Source organism: Streptomyces sp. NPDC031670, from assembly GCF_055580545.1.
The window spans coordinates 252722-269294 of record NZ_JBVILC010000002.1 but is presented as its reverse complement, the minus strand read 5'-3'; the positions used below and the strand labels follow the sequence as shown (position 1 = coordinate 269294).

Below are 16573 nucleotides of genomic sequence, written 5' to 3'. Positions count from 1 at the left end.
ACCAGGGGCCGGGGGACCACCCTCCCCCGGCCCCGCACCGCCACTTCAGGAGTACGCAGTGAACCGCTCGATCCGGCTGGCCGCTCTCGCCCTGACCGTCCTGGCCCTCACCACGGCCTGCGGGGGCTCCGGGGACGACACGGCCGACGCCGGGCAGCGGCCCGCCCGGGCCGAACAGGCGGCGGCCCCGGCCGTCACCTTCCCCGCGCCGCGCGGCGCGCCCGCGCCCGCCACGACCCTCGCCAAGGCCCCCGCGAAGGGCGAAGTACAGCTGGAGCAGGGCCCGTTCACGGACCGGGTCCGGATCACGAAGCTGGCGCTGTCGGAGCGCAAGCCGTCCGTCACCGGCCACTTCACCATCACCTCCGACGTGAGCGACGTGCTCGCCCTGGAGCTGCGTGCCGCGTTCTACGACGAACGCGGCCGTCTGGTCGGCACCGGCTCCTTCCAGTACGCGGAGGAGGGCGAGGCGGGCGAGGCCGCCCACGGCACCGCCGGACACGCGAAGCCCCGCGCGGAGGGCGCCGGCATCGACTTCACCGCAGCCCCGAAGACCGCCCTGACGGGGACCCCGGCGAGCGCGGTCCTGTCCGTCCCGGTCCTCGTCAACGAGTGACCCACAGGCACCTGGCCGTCCCGGTCCTCGTCAACGAGTAGCCGGCAGGCACCTGTTCGCGGCGGCCACGGGGCCGTGGGGTCACGCCAGCCGGCGGGCCAGGGCCCGTCCGGCCGCCCGGCCCGAGAAGATGCAGCCGCCGAGGAACGTCCCCTCCAGCGCGTTGTAGCCGTGCACCCCACCCCCGCCGAACCCGGCGACCTCCCCGGCCGCGTACAGCCCCTCGAACGGCGTCCCGTCCGGGCGTACGACCTGGGACTCCAACGTCGTCTCCAGACCGCCCAGCGTCTTGCGCGTCAGCACATGCAGCCGTACGGCGATGAGCGGGCCGTGCGCCGGGTCGAGCAGCCGGTGCGGTTTGGCGACCCGGGAGAGGCGGTCCGGCCAATACGCACGCGCGTTGCGCACCGACATGGCCTGGAAGTCCTTGCCGTAGGCGTTGTCGATCTCGCGGTCGCGCGCCTGGATCTCCCGTCGCACCTGGTCGAGTTCGAGCTTGGGGCCGGGTGAGATCGCGTTCATGCCGTCGACGAGGTCGCGCAGGGTACGGCGGACGACGAAGTCCTCGCCGTGGTCGAGGAAGGCCTGCACGGGGCCGGGGGCGCCCTTGCGCACCCGCGACAGGGCCAGCTTCAGGTCCTTGCCGGTGATGTCGGGGTTCTGCTCCGAGCCGGAGAGCGCGAACTCCTTCTCCACGATGGAACGCGTCAGCACGAACCAGGTGTGGTCATGGCCGGTCCCCACGATGTGCTTGAGCGTGCCGAGGGTGTCGTGGCCGGGGAAGAACGGCGCGGGGAGCCGCCGCCCGGTCGCGTCCAGCCACAGCGAGGAGGGCCCGGGGAGGATCCGGATGCCGTGGCCGGGCCAGACCGGGTCCCAGTTCTTCAGGCCCTCGGTGTAGTGCCACATCCGGTCGCGGTTGACGACCGAGCCGCCCGCCTCCTCGGTGATCCCCAGCATCCGCCCGTCGACGTACGCGGGCACACCCGTCACCATCGAGCGCGGCGCGGGCCCCATCCGCTCGGCCGGCCAGTTCCTGCGGACCAGTTCGTGGTCGCCGCCGATACCCCCGGAGGTGACGACGACGGCCTGCGCGCGCAGCTCGAACTCGCCGTGTGCCTCCCGGGAGGAGGCCACTCCGCGGGGCTCCGACGACGGCACCAGGACGGCGCCGCGCACCCCGACCGCCGCCCCGCCCTCGACGACCAGCCCGTCCACGCGATGGCGGTACTTGAAGGTGACGCGCCCGCGCGCGGCGGCCTCCAGGACCGGTTCACGGAAGACCCGGACGACCTCGGGGCCGGTACCCCACGTCAGATGGAAGCGGGGCACCGAGTTGCCGTGCCCGCCCGCCGTACCCGTGCCGCGCTCGGCCCATCCGACGGTCGGCGTCAGACGCAGCCCGAGCCCGTGCAGATAGCTCCGCTTCTCCCCGGCGGCGAAGTTGACGTACGCCTTGGCCCACTGGCGCGGCCAGTGGTCCTCACGCTCGCGGTCGAAGGCCGCCGAGCCCATCCAGTCGGCGAGGGCGAGATCGTACGAGTCCTTGATGCCCATCCGGCGCTGCTCGGGACTGTCCACGAAGAACAGTCCGCCCAGCGACCAGAAGGCCTGGCCGCCGAGGTTGGCCTCGTTCTCCTGGTCGACGACGAGCACCTTGCGGCCCGCGCGGACGAGTTCGTACGTGGCGACGAGCCCGGCGAGGCCGGCTCCCACGACGATGACATCGGCGTCGTCACTCACGGCGGTCTCCTGGGGGTAGGGGTTACGGGGTGCGGGGTTACGGGGCGGCGGTGTTCTCGGAGCTCTCAGTACTTCGGGTGCTCTCCGTGTTTCCGGTGTTTCCGGCGCTTTCGGTGCTTGCGGTGTTTCCGGCGCTTTCGGTGCTGTAGGCGTGCAGAACGTGCAGGAAGAGCGCCTCGCGGCGGGCGCGGACGGTCTCGCTCGCGGGGTCGAGCAGGACCTGTACGGCGGTGCCGTCGTGGACCGCGACGAGCGCCTGACCGAGCGCGTCCTCATCGGTCACCCGGCGTCCCGCGCGCCCGAGCGCGGCCACGACCACGGGCAGCACCGCGTCCTGGATCGCCTGCTCCCGGGCGGCCATCACCCGCCGCAGGGCGGGATTGCGCAGGGCGTGCGCGGTGAACTCGGCAGTGACCCGGTACCAGGCGTCGTCGACCGGGATGGCCCGCAGCGCGGCCCGCACGGCGTCCTCGGGCGCCGCAGCCGACACCTCGGCCAGGGCGCCCCGCACATCTGTGAGCAGCCGCTCCGAGCGCTCCTCCCACATGGCGAGGAACAGCTCGTCGAGGGAGGTGAAGTTCGAGTAGAAGGCGCCCCGGGTGTATCCGGCGCGCTCACAGACCTGCTCGACGGTGGACCGGCCGAACCCCTCCTCGGCGAACACCTCAAGCGCGGAGTCGAGCAGCCGCCGCCGGGTACGGGCGCGGCGGCCGGTGACGCGCTTGGGGGCGGCCGGGGAGACGGGCTGGGAGGTGGGCGGAGACGCGGGCGGGTGTTCCGGGGCGGCGGCTGGGGCCATGGGGTCCTCCTCTTGGATACGGGAACGTATCGGATACGTGAATGTATCCACAAGGGGTCTGACCAGGCAGACCGCGACCGTCCCGAGCCAAGCGGACGGTCCGACCGGGACCCTCGTACGCATCAGGCGGGTTGTCCGATACCACCCCCAAGGATTCGGCCGCGTCCGGCGTTCCCCGCCCTTTGTCGCGTTTGCGTCCTGTACAGCTCCCGCTCCCCGCAGCAGGGTTCTTCCCGGCGGCAGGGCCGCGGCGCCCGGGGGAGCGCGTACCGAGACGCGACGGATGGGAGGCGAGCCATGGGCGACTCGCTCGGGGCGGCCGGTCCGGCCGGGGCGCAGGACCCAGGGCCCGAGGGTGCGGGTTTCGCGTACCACCCCGTCGAGCGGGAGCTGATCGTCGTCGCGCTCCCCGAGCTCACCGCGGGCGGCTCGGCGCCGGACGGGGAGCCCCCGGGTTCGCGGGCCCTGGACATGTTCCTGATGGACCAGCAGCTGGCCCTTGAACCGCTGTTCGGCAGTGAGGCCAGGGTGCGGGAGGCGCTGGCGCTGCTCCCCCGGCACGGTGTCGACGTACCCGACCTCACGCTCTTCCACCGGGTCCGCGGCGGCGAGGACCGCCTGGAGGAACTCGCCTGCCGGCTGGCGGGTCTCCCCGGAATCGACACGGCGTATGTGAAGCCGAGCGCGCTCCCGGCGACGGGCCCGTTCGGCGGGAGGGAGGAGAACGACGGAGGTCCCGACGACCGCGCCGGTGAAGGGCGGCGCGAGAAGGAGGGGGCCGCGACCCCCGACTTCAGCGGACGCCAGGGTTATCTGGGGCCCGCGCCCGGCGGCGTGGACGCGGCATGGGCGTGGCTCCAGGCGGGCGGCTCGGGCGAGGGCGTGAGCATCGTCGACGTGGAGGCGGCATGGCAGCTCGGCCACCGCGACCTCGGCCCGAAACTCGCCGGGATGGTCGCGGGCACCCCCGTCGAGGACCTGGCCTGGCGCAACCACGGCACCGCCGTGCTCGGGGTGCTCGGCGGCAGCCGCGACGGCAGCGGCACGCTGGGCATCGTCCCGGAGGCCGTCCTCGCGGTCGCGTCGATCCACGGCATCGGCACGGCCCGGGCCGTCACCCGCGCCGCCGACCGCCTCGGCGCGGGCGACATCCTGGTGATCCCGCTGCACCGCCCCGGCCCGCGCTTCGGCTACGCGACCGACGACGACCAGCGCGGACATATCCCGCTGGAGTGGTGGCCCGACGACTTCGCGGCCGTACGGTACGCGACGGCCCGCGGCGTGGTGGTCGTCGAGGCGGCCGGGAACGGCGCGGAGAGCCTGGACGACGCGCTGTACGAGTCGCGCCCGGACGGCTTCCCGGGGTGGTGGCGCAACCCGTTCGACCCGGCGGCCCCGTCCTCCGGCGCGATCGTGGTCGGCGCGGGCGCCCCGCCCCCGGGCACCCACGGCCGCGACCACGGCCCGGACCGCTCCCGCCTCGGCTTCTCCAACTTCGGTACGCGCGTGGACGCCCAGGGCTGGGGCCACGAGGTCACCACGGCGGGCGGCTTCTGGAACCGACCGGGCGAACTCCAGGGCGGTCAGTCGGAGGACACCTGGTACACGGACGCGTTCTCCGGTACGTCACCGGCGGCGGCGCAGGTCGCGGGCGTACTGGCCGCGCTCCAGGGGATGCTGCGCACGGCGGGGCTCGCGCCCCTCGCGCCCGAGCCCCTGCGCGCGCTGCTGCGCCGCACCGGCTCGCCCCAGCGGGAGGCGCCGGGCCGCCCGTCCTCCCAGCACATCGGCACCCGCCCGGACCTGCGGGCGATCGTGGCCGACCTGGTACCCCGCCGGACCACGGAGGGCCTGGCGGAACGCTTCCGGGACGACCTGCTACCCGACCCACGGACCGGCCCCACGCGGCTGCACCTGTACGTAAACGGTGCCTGGCGCACCCTGACCGACCCCGAACCGCACGTGCGCATCGCGGTCCACACGGCGTTCGCGGGCGCCCGCCATGTCGTACGCGTGCGGTACACGGATGACGACGAGGTGGTGGGGGTGAGGGTGACGGGGGAGAGGTGAGGGGGTTGGCGGGCGCGAGGCGGCGGGGACGAGACGCCAACGGGAGGAAAGGGAACCCGAGATGAACGGGTCACAGGACTTCGATCAGGGCGGGGCCCATGGCGTCGGTTCGGGCCATGGCGTGGGCGGGGGTGGGGGCGGTGGGATGGAGGGAGGGATGGACGGTGGGATGGGCGGTGGGATGGGCGGCGGTGGGATGGACGCCCGGCCCCACATCCAGCAACAGCTGCACCAACTCCACCAGCTCCACCAGCTGCACCAGGTGAACCAATGGGGCCGACAGCAGCCGTTCCAGTCACTGCTCCAGCAGCAGTACCCGCCGGGCGCTGAGCCGCAGCCGCCACAACCCGCACCCGCACCCCAAGTCCCAGCAGCCCCCGAGTACTCCGTGGCGTACGCCACCGCCGTGCAGGCGCCGATCGCCGCGTTCCCGGGAACCGAGGCCGAGATGACGCTGAGGGTCAACGGCCGCGAGGTACGCCTGCCACACCCAAGCCAGTTCGTGATCGAGCGAGTCCTGAGCGCGTTCCGGGACGGACAGTTCGTGCGGGTGGCGTACGACGACCGGATGATGGTGAAGGGGATCGAGGTGGAGGCGTCGCGGCCGGTGCGGTAGGGGGTCGCGAAGAGTTCAACGGGCGGGCGTGCGCGAAGGTTCCCCGGCCGGCGCCCCCGGACCGGGGCGCGGGCTGCCCCGGAAGACCTGGCGGGTGTGCCAGGAGCGGTGCCGCGCCGCGACGGGCAGTGCGCCGGGCTGCGGTCCCGTGAGCGGACGGCCGGCGAGGGCGGTGACATTCTCGCGAGCGGCTCGGCTGCGGCCGATGAACTGCTGCGAGACCAGGACGCGGTGGCCGGCGTCCAGGCCGAGGACGCCCTTGTCGAAGAGCTTGTGGTGCAGCGAGCACAGGCACAGCCCGTTGTCGACGTCGTCCGGACCGTCGAAGGCCCACCAGCGCACATGCGCGGCCTCCAGCCCGACGGGCGCGGCGCCGATCATGCCGTCGTAGCCACAGAAGGCACACTGGTATTCGTACGCGGTCAGCACCATCTCCCGCATCCGCCGGTCCCGCTGCCGCCTCCCGGCCGCGCCCAGATCACCGGTTTCGGCCAGCTCCAACTCCAGGCCCACGGCGGCGCAGAGGTCCTGGTGCAGCGACACCGGAAAGTGCAGATCGAGCAGGACCCGTGCCATGCGGCCGAGCAGCGAGGGCTCCCGCCGGAGCGCGGCCTGAAGTTCCGGCGCAAGCCGCCCGGTGGCCCCGTGGGCGCGCAGGTCCCGCACCCCGGTGCCAGGGCTGCCGACACCGCGCCGGGTCCGCACCTCCCACACCCCGTCGCTGACCAGATGGTGAAAGGGGTAGGCGGGCGTGGTCCCACGCGGCGGACCGTACTCCGCGAGCAACCGCTTCAGATCCCCCTCCACGGCGCTGTACGGCAACTCGTCCGCGGCATCGGCCTGAAAACGCCCCAGCGCGTACAGCAGCAACAACGGCTTGTGCGGCGCGCGCACCCCACCGCGACTCCACTGCCTGAGCTTGGCGGCCCGCTCCAGCCAGTCCATGAGGGGGATCGTAGTGAGGGGGCGAGAAAGGACCGTGCGCGGGCGGCAACTCCTCGCCCAGCCTCGAACCTTCGGCAGTCACAGTGCCTCTCCGGTGGCAGAGGCGCGACGCCCGATAGCGCTGGTGCCTGCCTGCTCCTTTACTCAGGCCCTCCGAACGATCACCGAAGACGCAGCAAGGCCCTGATTGTCAGTGAGGAGCGGGCCCTTGACCTGGTATTTCAGCTGTCCGGGTGGCGGGAATTCAACCCACGATTTCTTCGTCCCGAAGCAACTTCGGAAGGGCCTTGACCTGGGCTCGGTAGCCCTCTCGGCTGCCCTGAGGTCCGTAGACGTACGTCCTAGTGCGGCTGTGGATGGGCAAGCCGCTTCGGGCGGTCTTGCCGAGGGCATGGGCGGCTGGTCCCATGTCGGAAGGGGCAACCGCAGCCACGTTGGGGGGCCAATGAGTGAGCTCACGGTGAAGCCATGGAAGCGGCACGGCAGGGATCGGCTCTACGTGAACCTGCCTGACGGCACCACCGTCGCGTGGGCGGACCGTCAGACCAAGGTCATCACGATCAAGATTCAGAAGTACCGGCGCGAAGCCGTGGCGCTGCTTCGGCGGCATCTGGGCGAGTCGGCGACGGTGCGGTCCAGTCCTCCTGACACCAAGGCGAATCCCCGATCAACGCCGATGCAGACTCCGATGCGGCGTTCCTCATCTCCGGTCCCCCCACCTCACCGCAATCGCCCTGCCAAACTTCCCGAGTTGACAGCTGCTGACGACCTGGGGAGAAATCCTCCCGGAGCCGGCTTGTTGGAACCTCTCTCCGTCCGAGGGCCCTCTCGCCTCCAGCGCGCATGGTCCAAGGTGCGCGGACGCCGCTCTGAATGGGATACCTGGTACGCCGGACTCGACGGCGAGCGTCGCGTCGGTCGAGAGCTCCAACGCCTATCAGCCCAGGGGTGGCGCGTCCTGCACGGTGTACCCAAGAGCAATGGCGGGGACATCGACCACCTGTTGATCGGGCCTGGTGGGGTGTTCAGTATCAACACCAAGTCCCACGGCGGCGGCACGGTCTGGGTCGGCGACGAGATGGCCAGGGTCAACGGCGGGCGCCCCGTGCCGTACGCGGCGGCGAGCAAGGCAGAAGCCGCATACGTGCAAAGGGTGTTGGAGAGGTACTGCGACTTCGCAGTGCCGGTGGAGCCCGTTCTCGTCTTCGTGGGTGTAGCCACCCTGGACCGTGCCGCTACGCAGTGCACCGTTCGGATATACCAAGAACGAGAGGTCGCGACCCTCGGGCCGATCAACGGGAAGCTCACCCCGGAACGAGTGGAGCAGATCTACGCCGTGGCGCGGCATCGGCGCATCTGGTTACGAGCCTGAGCCGCTCGTCTCGACGAGTCGGCGGCCGTCATGGGGCGGTCGCGGGGCCCGTGCTCTCTCAGGGAATCGAGGGCGATGACTCATCCGAAAGCTGTTCGCTTCCACCCTCGAGGCGATACCGGAAGACCAGGGCGACGATTCCGCGAGCCATGTTCTTGTAGACCCCGCTGAGCTGCTGGCCCTCGGCCTTCATCCGGTCTCTTCGTGGACCTCGCGCCGGACGCATTCCTCTGGCGCCCCGCTGAGCTCCAGGACTCCGCCCGGAGGTCCTACGTCCCGCCCTGTCCGCCGCTCCGGCGCCACGAAGACCCGGAAATCCCGTCGCGCGCTCGCGCTGTCCGGCCGGGCTATCGACGCGCTGAAGATCCAGCGGAAGCGTCGGGGCCGGCCGGGCAGCGTGTCGCGGCTGGTGACCAGTGGCAGGAGACGGGCTACCGGAAGCAGATCCGCCCAGCGATTCAAACCGGGGCCACCGCCATGAACGGGATCTTCGGCACCCCGGTGCCTCCGAAGCGGTAGTCACGGAGTTAGACACGCAGCAATGGCCAGAGGCCCTCTCCCCGAAGGGAAAGGGCCTCTGGCCTTGTACTTAGCTGTCGGGGTGGCGGGATTTGAACCCACGACCTCTTCGTCCCGAACGAAGCGCGCTGCCAAGCTGCGCTACACCCCGATGTCACCGGTTGTCGCGGCGACGTCGTTTACTTTAGCCCACCGGCGGCTGGAGACGAAATCCGGTTTCGGGGGGCGGGGTGAGCGCGGTGTGGTGGCCCCGTTGGACGCGGTCCCGCCGTACGCGAGCCCCCGGACCCAGCCCCCCCGTACCCCTGCGCGCTCAGCCCCGAGGCGTAAGCGTGAGGAGCGTGGCTTCCGGGGGGCAGGCGAAGCGGACCGGGGTGTAGCGGTTTGTGCCGCAGCCCGCTGAGACGTGCAGGTAGGAGCGGTGGCCGCCGGACTCGTGGGTGGAGAGGCCCTTCACCCGGTCCGTGTCCAGGTCGCAGTTGGTGACCAGGGCCCCGTAGAAGGGGACGCACAGCTGGCCGCCGTGGGTGTGGCCGGCCAGGACCAGGGGGTAGCCGTCGGCCGTGAAGGCGTCCAGGGCGCGCAGGTAGGGGGCGTGGACCACCGCGATCGAGAGGTCCGCGTCCTTCTCCGGGCCGCCCGCCACCTCCGCGTACCGGTCGCGCTTGATGTGCGGGTCGTCCAGGCCCGTGAACGCCAGCTCCAGACCCTCCAGCTTCAGCCGGCCCCGCGTGTTGCTCAGGCCCACCCAGCCCGCCGTGTCGAACGCGTCCCGCAGGTCCTCCCACGGGTTGTGGACCACCCCGACCGCCGGCGGGTTGCCGTTCAGGCCGTGCTTGCCCTGGACCTTCTCCAGCAGATAGCGGGCGGGGTTGCGCAGCTTGGGGCCGTAGTAGTCGTTCGAGCCGAAGACGTACACACCGGGGAACTCCATCAGCGGGCCCAGCGCGTCCAGGACCTCCGGCACGCCCTCCGTGTCCGACAGGTTGTCGCCGGTGTTCACCACGAAGTCCGGGCGCAGCCCCGCCAGAGACTGGAGCCACGCCCGCTTCTTGCGCTGGCCGCTCACCATGTGGATGTCCGAGACCTGGAGCACGCGCAGCGGCCTCATCCCGCTCGGCAGTACGGGGACGGTCACCCGTCGCAGTCGGAACGAGCGGGCTTCGAAGCCCGCCGCGTAGGCGACGCCGACCGCGCCGATCGCCGTGAGAGCCGCCGTTGCCTTCAAGGGAATCCCGTATCGCGCGTGCATGCGCTCCATCGTCGCAGACGCGCGGAGGGAGGTACGTACGCCCCGGGCCGCGCCCGCGCGCGCCCGGGGGCCGCGCTCCCCGCGTGAAACTGGCACGCGCCCCGGGCGGGCCACCTGCCACACTGGGCGCATGACCACGCTCAAGGCCACGCTCAAGGACGACCTCACCACCGCCATGAAGGCGCGCGACGAGCTGCGCTCGTCGACGCTGCGACTGACCCTCACCGCCATCGCCAAGGAGGAGGTCGCGGGCAAGAGCGCCCGCGAGCTCTCCGACGACGAGGTGCTGCAGGTGATCGCCAAGGAGGCGAAGAAGCGGCGCGAGGCGGCCGAGGCGTTCGAGCAGGGCGGCCGTACGGAGTCGGCGGCCAAGGAGCGGGCCGAGGGCGAGATCCTCGACGCGTACCTGCCCAAGCAGCTGTCCGACGACGAGCTCAACGCGATCGTCGCCGAGGCTGTGGCGGAGGCGAGGGCCGCGGGGGCGGAGGGGCCGCGGGCCATGGGGGCCGTGATGAAGATCGTGAAGCCGAAGGTGGCGGGGGTGGCCGATGGTGGACGGGTCTCGGCGGCCGTCAAGGGGCTCCTCGCGGGCTGACCCGCGAGCCCCCGTTGGGCCGGCCGTGCCCCGGACTCCCGCTGGGCTGCGCCCCGCGAGCCCCCTGGGCTACCTCGCTGGGCTGAGGCCCGGACCACCTCGCTGGGCTGCGCCCTGCGAACCCCCTCGGGGCTTCGCCCCGCAACCCCGTTGTCGGCTGCGGACCGTGGGCCGTTGTGCCCACCCGTTCCGCCCTGCGGAACGCCTGCCCACAACGAGGGGGGGAGCCGGGAGCTAGCCCAGGGGCATCTGCCCACAACGGGGAGCCGGGGGCTAGCCCAGGGGCATCTGCCCACAACGGGGGGCCGGGGGCTGGTCCCGGGTCACCTACCCGCAACGGGGGGCCGGGGGCTGGTCCCGGGTCACCTACCCGCAACGGGGGGCCGGGGGCTGGTCCCGGGTCACCTACCCGCAACGGGGGCCGGGAGCTAGCCCCGGGGCAGAGGCCAGAGGTTGTGCATGTCTGACCGCAGCGAGGAGGGGGCGCCCGGATCCCGGGTGCCCCCTCCTCGCGTTCAGCCCTGCCGCACGGTCACACCGCACCGGCCCACGGCCAGTCCCCCACGCCCGCGCCGGCCCTACGGCCAGTTCCCCCCGATCGTGTCGCCCGCCCCGCCGATCACTCCCGGCGGGAGCGAGATGCCCGGGTTCGGCGGGACCGTCACGCCTCCGCCGCCGCCCGGCTTGTTGTCGCCGCCGCCGGGGCGGTGCTTCTTGCCGCCCTTGTTCTTGCCGGGGGTCTGGCCCTTGGCGCTGTCCGGGTCCGCCGGCGGTTCCTTCGACTGCTGCGGGTCGGGGATGTCCACCCGTACGAACTCGGGGGCCGGCAGTCCGGAGAGGGCGCCGGTCATGGCGTCCTTCCAGATGGGGCCGGGGACCTCACCGCCGTACACCTTCTCCTTGTAGACGCCGCCGATCGTGATGTTCTCCATCTCGACGTTCTGCAGCGGGCTGCCGACCCACACCGCGCCCGACATGTTCGGCGTGTAGCCGACGAACCAGGCGTTCTTGCGCTGGTCGGTGGTACCGGTCTTGCCCGCGTTGTCGCGGTCCGACAGGCCCGCCAGCACACCCGTACCGGAGTCCGTCACACCGCGCAGCAGGGTGTTGATCGCGTCGGCCGTGTTCTGTGACATCGCCTGGCTGCACGTGGACTTCGGCACCCGCAGCGCCTTGCCGTCCGCCTTCTTGATCGACTCGATGGCGACCGGCGTGCAGTAGGTGCCCCGGGACGCGAAGGCCGCGTACGCGCTCGCCATGTTCAACGGCGAGATACCGGTGGAGCCCAGCGTCAGGGCCGACGGCACCATCGGGAGCTTGGCGCCACTGCCCTGCACCACATGCAGCTTGTCCGTCATCTGCGACACCGGGCACATGCCGATCTCGCCGAGCATCTGCACGAAGTACGTGTTGACGGACTTCTCCATCGCCTTCTTCAGCGAGTACGGCCCGTGCTCGGACTCGTTCTCGTTCTCCAGCGACTCGTGCCTGGTGTTCACCCACGGCTTGGCGCCGCAGGTCTGGACGGTCTCCGGGTAGTCCATCTCGTACGGCGACGGGTACTCCTGCGTCGGCGGCTTGCCGCCCTCGATCGCCGCGGCGGCCAGGAACGGCTTGAAGGTCGAGCCGACCGGGAAGCCGAAGTTCGAGCCGCCCATCTGCTTGTTGACCGAGAAGTTGATCTGCGTCTCGTGGTTGCCGAAGCCGTACGGCCGCGACTGGCCCATCGCCATGATCTTGCCGGTGCCGGGCTGGACCAGCGTTACGGCGGTGGCGACCTTGTCGGACTGGTAGACGTGGTCCTTGATGGAGGCCTGGGCGGACTGCTGGGCCTGCGGGTCCAGGGTCGTACGGACCGTCAGTCCGCCCTGGTTCCAGAGCTTGGCCCGCTCCTCCTTGGTCCTGCCGAAGACCGGGTCCGAGAGGAAGACCTCGCGGACGTAGTCGCAGAAGAAGCCCGCGCCGCTGACGGCCGTGATGCAGCCGTTCTTCGGCTTGGAGACCTTCAGCCGGATCGGCACGGCCTTGGCGCGGTCCGCCTCGGCCTGCGAGACGTCCTTCTTGTCAGCCATCCGCTGGAGGACCACGTCACGGCGCTTCTTGGCCTCGGCGGCGTCGTTGACCGGGTCGTACCGGCTCGGGGACTGGACGATGCCCGCCAGCATGGCGGCCTCCTCCAGCTTCAGGTCCTTGGCCGGCTTGGAGAAGTAGCGCTTGGCGGCGGCCTCGACGCCGTACGCCTGCTGCCCGAAGAACGTGATGTTGAGGTAGTTCTCCAGGATCTTCTTCTTGCCGAGCTCCTCCTCGACCTGGATCGCGTACTTCAGCTCCTTGACCTTGCGGCCGAGCGTCTGCTGGGTGGCCTCGGCGACCTTGTCGGGGTCGTCGCCGGCCTCCTCCACGAAGACGTTCTTCACGTACTGCTGGGTGAGCGTGGACGCGCCCTGGGCCACCCCGCCGGACGTGGCGTTCTTGTTCACGGCGCGCAGTACGCCCTTGAGGTCGACCGCGCCGTGCTCGTAGAACCTCGCGTCCTCGATCGCGACGATCGCCTTCTGCATGTACGGCGAGATGTCCGCCAGCGGGACCACCGTGCGGTCGCGCGAGTACACCGTGGCGATCTGGCCGCCTCTGTTGTCCAGGATCGTGGTGCGCTGACTCAGCGGCGGGGTCTTCAGATTGGCGGGGATCTCGTCGAATCCCTCGACCGTGCCCTTGGCCGCGAGCCCCAGCGCGCCGAACGCCGGCAGCGCGATGCCGGCGAGCACCGCTCCGGAGAGCACACTCACCCCGACGAACTTGGCGGCCTGCTGGGTCCCGGTCAGACCACCGCCCGAGCGCTTCTTTGCCATGGGGGCAGCCTACGTTCTGATTCGCCGGACACGGGTCAATGCTCTGGCCTAAGCTGCTGTCAACTGTCACAGCAGTGCGGTCGCGCACCAAGTCGATACCCGCGTCGATACCCGCCGGTGTTCGCAAAAATTCGTCGGGTGCCGGTCGATGCATGTAGTCCGCTCCAACCCGCTGTATCCCGCTGTTCGGCTCTCGCAGGAGGGCGGCTGTCCCGGATTCGCCGCCCGATTACGCCTCATGCGTCACCCGGCGTCCGTTCTGGCTCAACTGAAACGTCCCCCTATATCGGGTTTCTGACGTTTGTCCCCCGCTCACTCCGTTGGGTGATCTGCCGCGTACGCATAGTCCGTTCGGGCCATTCAAGATTGGGCCCGAAGGGGGTGTTGCGCTGTGCCCACCTTCCGTAACGTCCTCAACTGGCAGCGGTGAATATGCCGCTGCCGCCGTGGGGGAGCCTCGATTCGGGAGAGGACGGCGCCGGCATGGGCTGGGTAACCGACTGGAGTGCGCAGGCAGCCTGCCGCACTACCGATCCGGACGAACTGTTCGTACAGGGTGCGGCTCAGAACAGGGCGAAGGCGGTGTGCACCGGATGTCCGGTGCGGACCGAGTGCCTCGCGGACGCACTGGACAACCGCGTCGAATTCGGCGTGTGGGGCGGTATGACGGAACGGGAACGCCGCGCGCTGCTGCGCCGGCGCCCCACCGTCACGTCCTGGCGCCGTCTTCTTGAGACGGCGCGTACGGAGTACGAGCGCAGCACGGGCATCCTGCCCGTGGGTGTGGACGACGACGAGGCGTACGCCTACCGGCACGCCGTGGAGCGCGCCGTGGAGGAGGCGTACGCGGCCGTGGGATAGGCCGCATCCGTCCGGCGCGTACCTGAGGAGACGCGTCGGCCGTGCTCAGAGCGCTCCGGCCGCCTCTTCCTGGGCCGCGAGCCGTTCCCCGATGGCCCGGAGCCCGGCGAGATCGTGGACGTCGCCGGGCAGGGCGGCCACTTCGGCCACCGGAACCTCGGGGTGAAGCGCGGTGAAGCGATCACGTGTGCGCTGTTCACGCGCGAGCACCCGCATCCGCTCGGCGTGCAGACGCAGCAGACCGGCGGTCAGCCGGTCGACCGACACGCCGTCCTCGGGACCGGTGGGGGAGAGAGCTTCGGGAGAGGAACCACCGGTGCCACGATCCTCAGCCTTCCCGTACCCCTGATCGACAATGCGGCCGTCGGCAAGATTTTCCCCGGCGCTCTCCTCAAGGTGTCCGGCGCCCTCCTCCAGGTGTTCCGCCGCCGCGAGCGCCCGTTCGGCCGACAGCCGGGCCGCGCCGCTGCCGTGCACGCGGTTCAGTACGAGACCGGCGAGCGGCATCGAGTCGGCCGCCAGGCGCTCCACGAAGTACGCGGCCTCGCGCAGTGCGTCCCGCTCGGGCGCGGCGACCACGAGGAACGCGGTGCCGGGAGCCTGGAGCAGCCGGTAGGTGGCGTCGGCGCGGGTGCGGAAGCCGCCGAACATCGTGTCCATCGCCGCCACGAACGTCTGTACGTCACGCAGCAGCTGGCCGCCGAGGAGCTTGCCCAGCGTGCCGGTCATCATGGACATGCCGACGTTGAGGAACTTCATCCCGGCCCGGCCGCCCATCTTCGCGGGGGCCATGAGCAGCCGGATGAACTTGCCGTCCAGGAACGACCCCAGCCGCTTCGGCGCGTCGAGGAAGTCGAGCGCCGAGCGTGAGGGCGGGGTGTCCACGACGATCAGGTCCCACTCGTCGCGGGCCCGCAGCTGGCCCAGCTTCTCCATCGCCATGTACTCCTGCGTGCCCGCGAAGCCGGCCGACAGGGACTGGTAGAACGGGTTGGAGAGGATCGCCCGGGCGCGCTCGGGGTCCGCGTGCGCCTCGACGATCTCGTCGAAGGTCCGCTTCATGTCGAGCATCATGGCGTGCAGCTCGCCGTCGCCCTCGACGTCCTTCACCCGGCGCGGGGTGTTGTCCAGCGAGTCGATGCCCATCGACTGGGCGAGCCGTCGCGCCGGGTCGATGGTCAGGACGACCACCTTGCGACCGCGCTCGGCGGCCCGCAGCCCGAGCGCCGCGGCCGTGGTCGTCTTGCCGACGCCGCCGGAACCGCAGCACACCACGATCCGCGTCCTCCGGTCGTCGAGCAGGGGGTCGATGCCGAGCGGCGCCGCCGCGTCCATGGTCACTGCCCCACCCCGAGCCCTCGCAGTCGTACGGCCAGGCGGTAGAGCCCGGCCAGGTCCATTCCCTCACCGAACAGGGGCAGTTCGTACGCCGGGACTCCCAACCCGGCGACCACCGCCCGCTGTTCGCGCTCCAGCTCCACCCGCTCGGCGTGCTCCGCGGCCTCCTGGAGCAGCGGGGTGACCAGCTTGGCCGAGCCGGTGACGCCGGCCCGGGTGAGCGCCTTGGTGACGTCCTTGCGCCGGTCGCCGGTGACGCCCCGGACCGCCTCCTCGTCCAGCAGGTGCGGGCGGACCATGTTCACGATGACGGCGCCGACCGGCAGCTCGGCGGCGCGCAGCTCGGCGATGCCGTCGGCGGTCTCCTGGACCGGCATCTCCTCCAGGAGCGTCACCAGGTGCACGGCCGTCTCGGGGGACTTCAGCACCCGCATCACGGCCTGCGCCTGGTTGTGTATCGGGCCGATCCTGGCGAGACCGGCGACCTCGTCGTTGACGTTGAGGAAGCGGGTGATCCGCCCGGTGGGCGGTGCGTCCATGACCACATGGTCGTACGCGTACCGCCCCTGCTTGTCCTTACGCCTCACGGCCTCGCACGCCTTGCCGGTCAGCAGGACGTCGCGGACGCCCGGGGCGATGGTGGTGGCGAAGTCGATGGCGCCGATCTTCTTGAGCGCGCGGCCGGCCGAGCCCAGTTTGTAGAACATCTGGAGGTAGTCGAGCAGGGCCCGTTCGGCGTCGATCGCCAGCGCGTGCACCTCCCCGCCGCCGGGCGCCACGGCGATCTTCCGCTCCTCGTACGGAAAGGCCTCCGTCTCGAAGAGCTGCGCGATGCCCTGTCTGCCCTCGACCTCGACGAGGAGCGTGCGCTTGCCCTCTGTCGCGAGGGCGAGCGCGAGGGCTGCGGCGACCGTGGTCTTGCCGGTACCGCCCTTGCCGCTGACGACCTGGAGCCTGCTCACGTCGTCGAGCCTAACCAGTCCCCGGGCGGCCTA

Annotated in this window: 14 protein-coding genes and 1 tRNA gene; 6 read left to right on the top strand and 9 right to left on the bottom strand. The window is 71.1% G+C overall.

All coding sequences use genetic code 11. From position 1 onward, the window contains the following. Positions 1–58: 58 nt before the first annotated feature. Positions 59–616 carry a hypothetical protein gene (locus tag ACZ5ID_RS05265; RefSeq protein ID WP_468893611.1) on the top strand — a complete coding sequence of 186 codons (558 nt, stop codon included), beginning with the start codon at positions 59–61 and terminating at the stop codon, positions 614–616. An 81-nt stretch (positions 617–697) separates the two neighbouring features. On the opposite strand, the gene ACZ5ID_RS05260 is transcribed toward ACZ5ID_RS05265, so the two are convergent. Together ACZ5ID_RS05260 and ACZ5ID_RS05255 are read right to left on the bottom strand one after the other, a co-directional pair. Beyond that, complete coding sequence (locus ACZ5ID_RS05260; protein ID WP_468893609.1) at positions 698–2359, bottom strand: FAD-binding dehydrogenase; 1662 nt, start codon at positions 2357–2359, stop codon at positions 698–700. 37 nt (positions 2360–2396) lie between these two features. Next, the gene (locus ACZ5ID_RS05255) at positions 2397–3158 is read right to left on the bottom strand and encodes a TetR/AcrR family transcriptional regulator (RefSeq protein ID WP_468893607.1); all 762 of its coding nucleotides are present in this window, start codon (positions 3156–3158) and stop codon (positions 2397–2399) included. Between the two features lie 297 nt (positions 3159–3455). Here ACZ5ID_RS05255 and ACZ5ID_RS05250 point away from each other — a divergent pair, with 297 nt between their 5' ends. Further along, complete coding sequence (locus tag ACZ5ID_RS05250; protein WP_468893605.1) at positions 3456–5228, top strand: S8 family serine peptidase; 1773 nt, start codon at positions 3456–3458, stop codon at positions 5226–5228. A 70-nt stretch (positions 5229–5298) separates the two neighbouring features. Here the strand turns inward: ACZ5ID_RS05250 and ACZ5ID_RS05245 are convergent, their stop codons facing one another. Continuing rightward, on the bottom strand, positions 5299–5487 hold the full coding sequence (locus tag ACZ5ID_RS05245; protein ID WP_468893603.1) for a hypothetical protein: 189 nt from the start codon (positions 5485–5487) through the stop codon (positions 5299–5301). A gap of 129 nt (positions 5488–5616) precedes the next feature. Here ACZ5ID_RS05245 and ACZ5ID_RS05240 point away from each other — a divergent pair, with 129 nt between their 5' ends. Further along, positions 5617–5844, top strand: a complete 228-nt coding sequence (locus tag ACZ5ID_RS05240; protein ID WP_468893601.1) for a hypothetical protein — start codon at positions 5617–5619, stop codon at positions 5842–5844. 15 nt (positions 5845–5859) lie between these two features. Here ACZ5ID_RS05240 and ACZ5ID_RS05235 read toward each other — a convergent pair whose 3' ends face one another. Beyond that, the gene (locus ACZ5ID_RS05235) at positions 5860–6789 is read right to left on the bottom strand and encodes a phosphorothioated DNA-binding restriction endonuclease (RefSeq protein WP_468893599.1); all 930 of its coding nucleotides are present in this window, start codon (positions 6787–6789) and stop codon (positions 5860–5862) included. A 445-nt stretch (positions 6790–7234) separates the two neighbouring features. Here ACZ5ID_RS05235 and ACZ5ID_RS05230 point away from each other — a divergent pair, with 445 nt between their 5' ends. Further along, positions 7235–8161, top strand: coding sequence for a nuclease-related domain-containing protein (locus ACZ5ID_RS05230; protein ID WP_468893597.1), 927 nt, complete (start codon positions 7235–7237; stop codon positions 8159–8161). Between the two features lie 596 nt (positions 8162–8757). On the opposite strand, the gene ACZ5ID_RS05225 is transcribed toward ACZ5ID_RS05230, so the two are convergent. Continuing rightward, positions 8758–8831, bottom strand: a tRNA-Pro gene (locus tag ACZ5ID_RS05225). A 162-nt stretch (positions 8832–8993) separates the two neighbouring features. Further along, positions 8994–9932 carry a metallophosphoesterase gene (locus tag ACZ5ID_RS05220; protein ID WP_468893594.1) on the bottom strand — a complete coding sequence of 313 codons (939 nt, stop codon included), beginning with the start codon at positions 9930–9932 and terminating at the stop codon, positions 8994–8996. A gap of 130 nt (positions 9933–10062) precedes the next feature. Between ACZ5ID_RS05220 and ACZ5ID_RS05215 the strand changes: the two genes are divergently transcribed. Continuing rightward, positions 10063–10527, top strand: a complete 465-nt coding sequence (locus ACZ5ID_RS05215) for a GatB/YqeY domain-containing protein (RefSeq protein ID WP_468893592.1) — start codon at positions 10063–10065, stop codon at positions 10525–10527. 578 nt (positions 10528–11105) lie between these two features. On the opposite strand, the gene ACZ5ID_RS05210 is transcribed toward ACZ5ID_RS05215, so the two are convergent. Continuing rightward, positions 11106–13379 carry a transglycosylase domain-containing protein gene (locus tag ACZ5ID_RS05210; protein ID WP_468893590.1) on the bottom strand — a complete coding sequence of 758 codons (2274 nt, stop codon included), beginning with the start codon at positions 13377–13379 and terminating at the stop codon, positions 11106–11108. Positions 13380–13862: 483 nt separating this feature from the next. Here ACZ5ID_RS05210 and ACZ5ID_RS05205 point away from each other — a divergent pair, with 483 nt between their 5' ends. Beyond that, positions 13863–14240: a WhiB family transcriptional regulator gene (locus tag ACZ5ID_RS05205; RefSeq protein ID WP_468893588.1), complete on the top strand. Its 378-nt coding sequence runs from the start codon at positions 13863–13865 to the stop codon at positions 14238–14240. 45 nt (positions 14241–14285) lie between these two features. Here the strand turns inward: ACZ5ID_RS05205 and bagB are convergent, their stop codons facing one another. Next, positions 14286–15575 carry an ATPase BagB gene (gene bagB / locus ACZ5ID_RS05200; RefSeq protein ID WP_468894195.1) on the bottom strand — a complete coding sequence of 430 codons (1290 nt, stop codon included), beginning with the start codon at positions 15573–15575 and terminating at the stop codon, positions 14286–14288. A 2-nt stretch (positions 15576–15577) separates the two neighbouring features. Beyond that, on the bottom strand, positions 15578–16540 hold the full coding sequence (gene bagA / locus ACZ5ID_RS05195; RefSeq protein WP_468893586.1) for an ATPase BagA: 963 nt from the start codon (positions 16538–16540) through the stop codon (positions 15578–15580). Positions 16541–16573 lie beyond the last annotated feature (33 nt).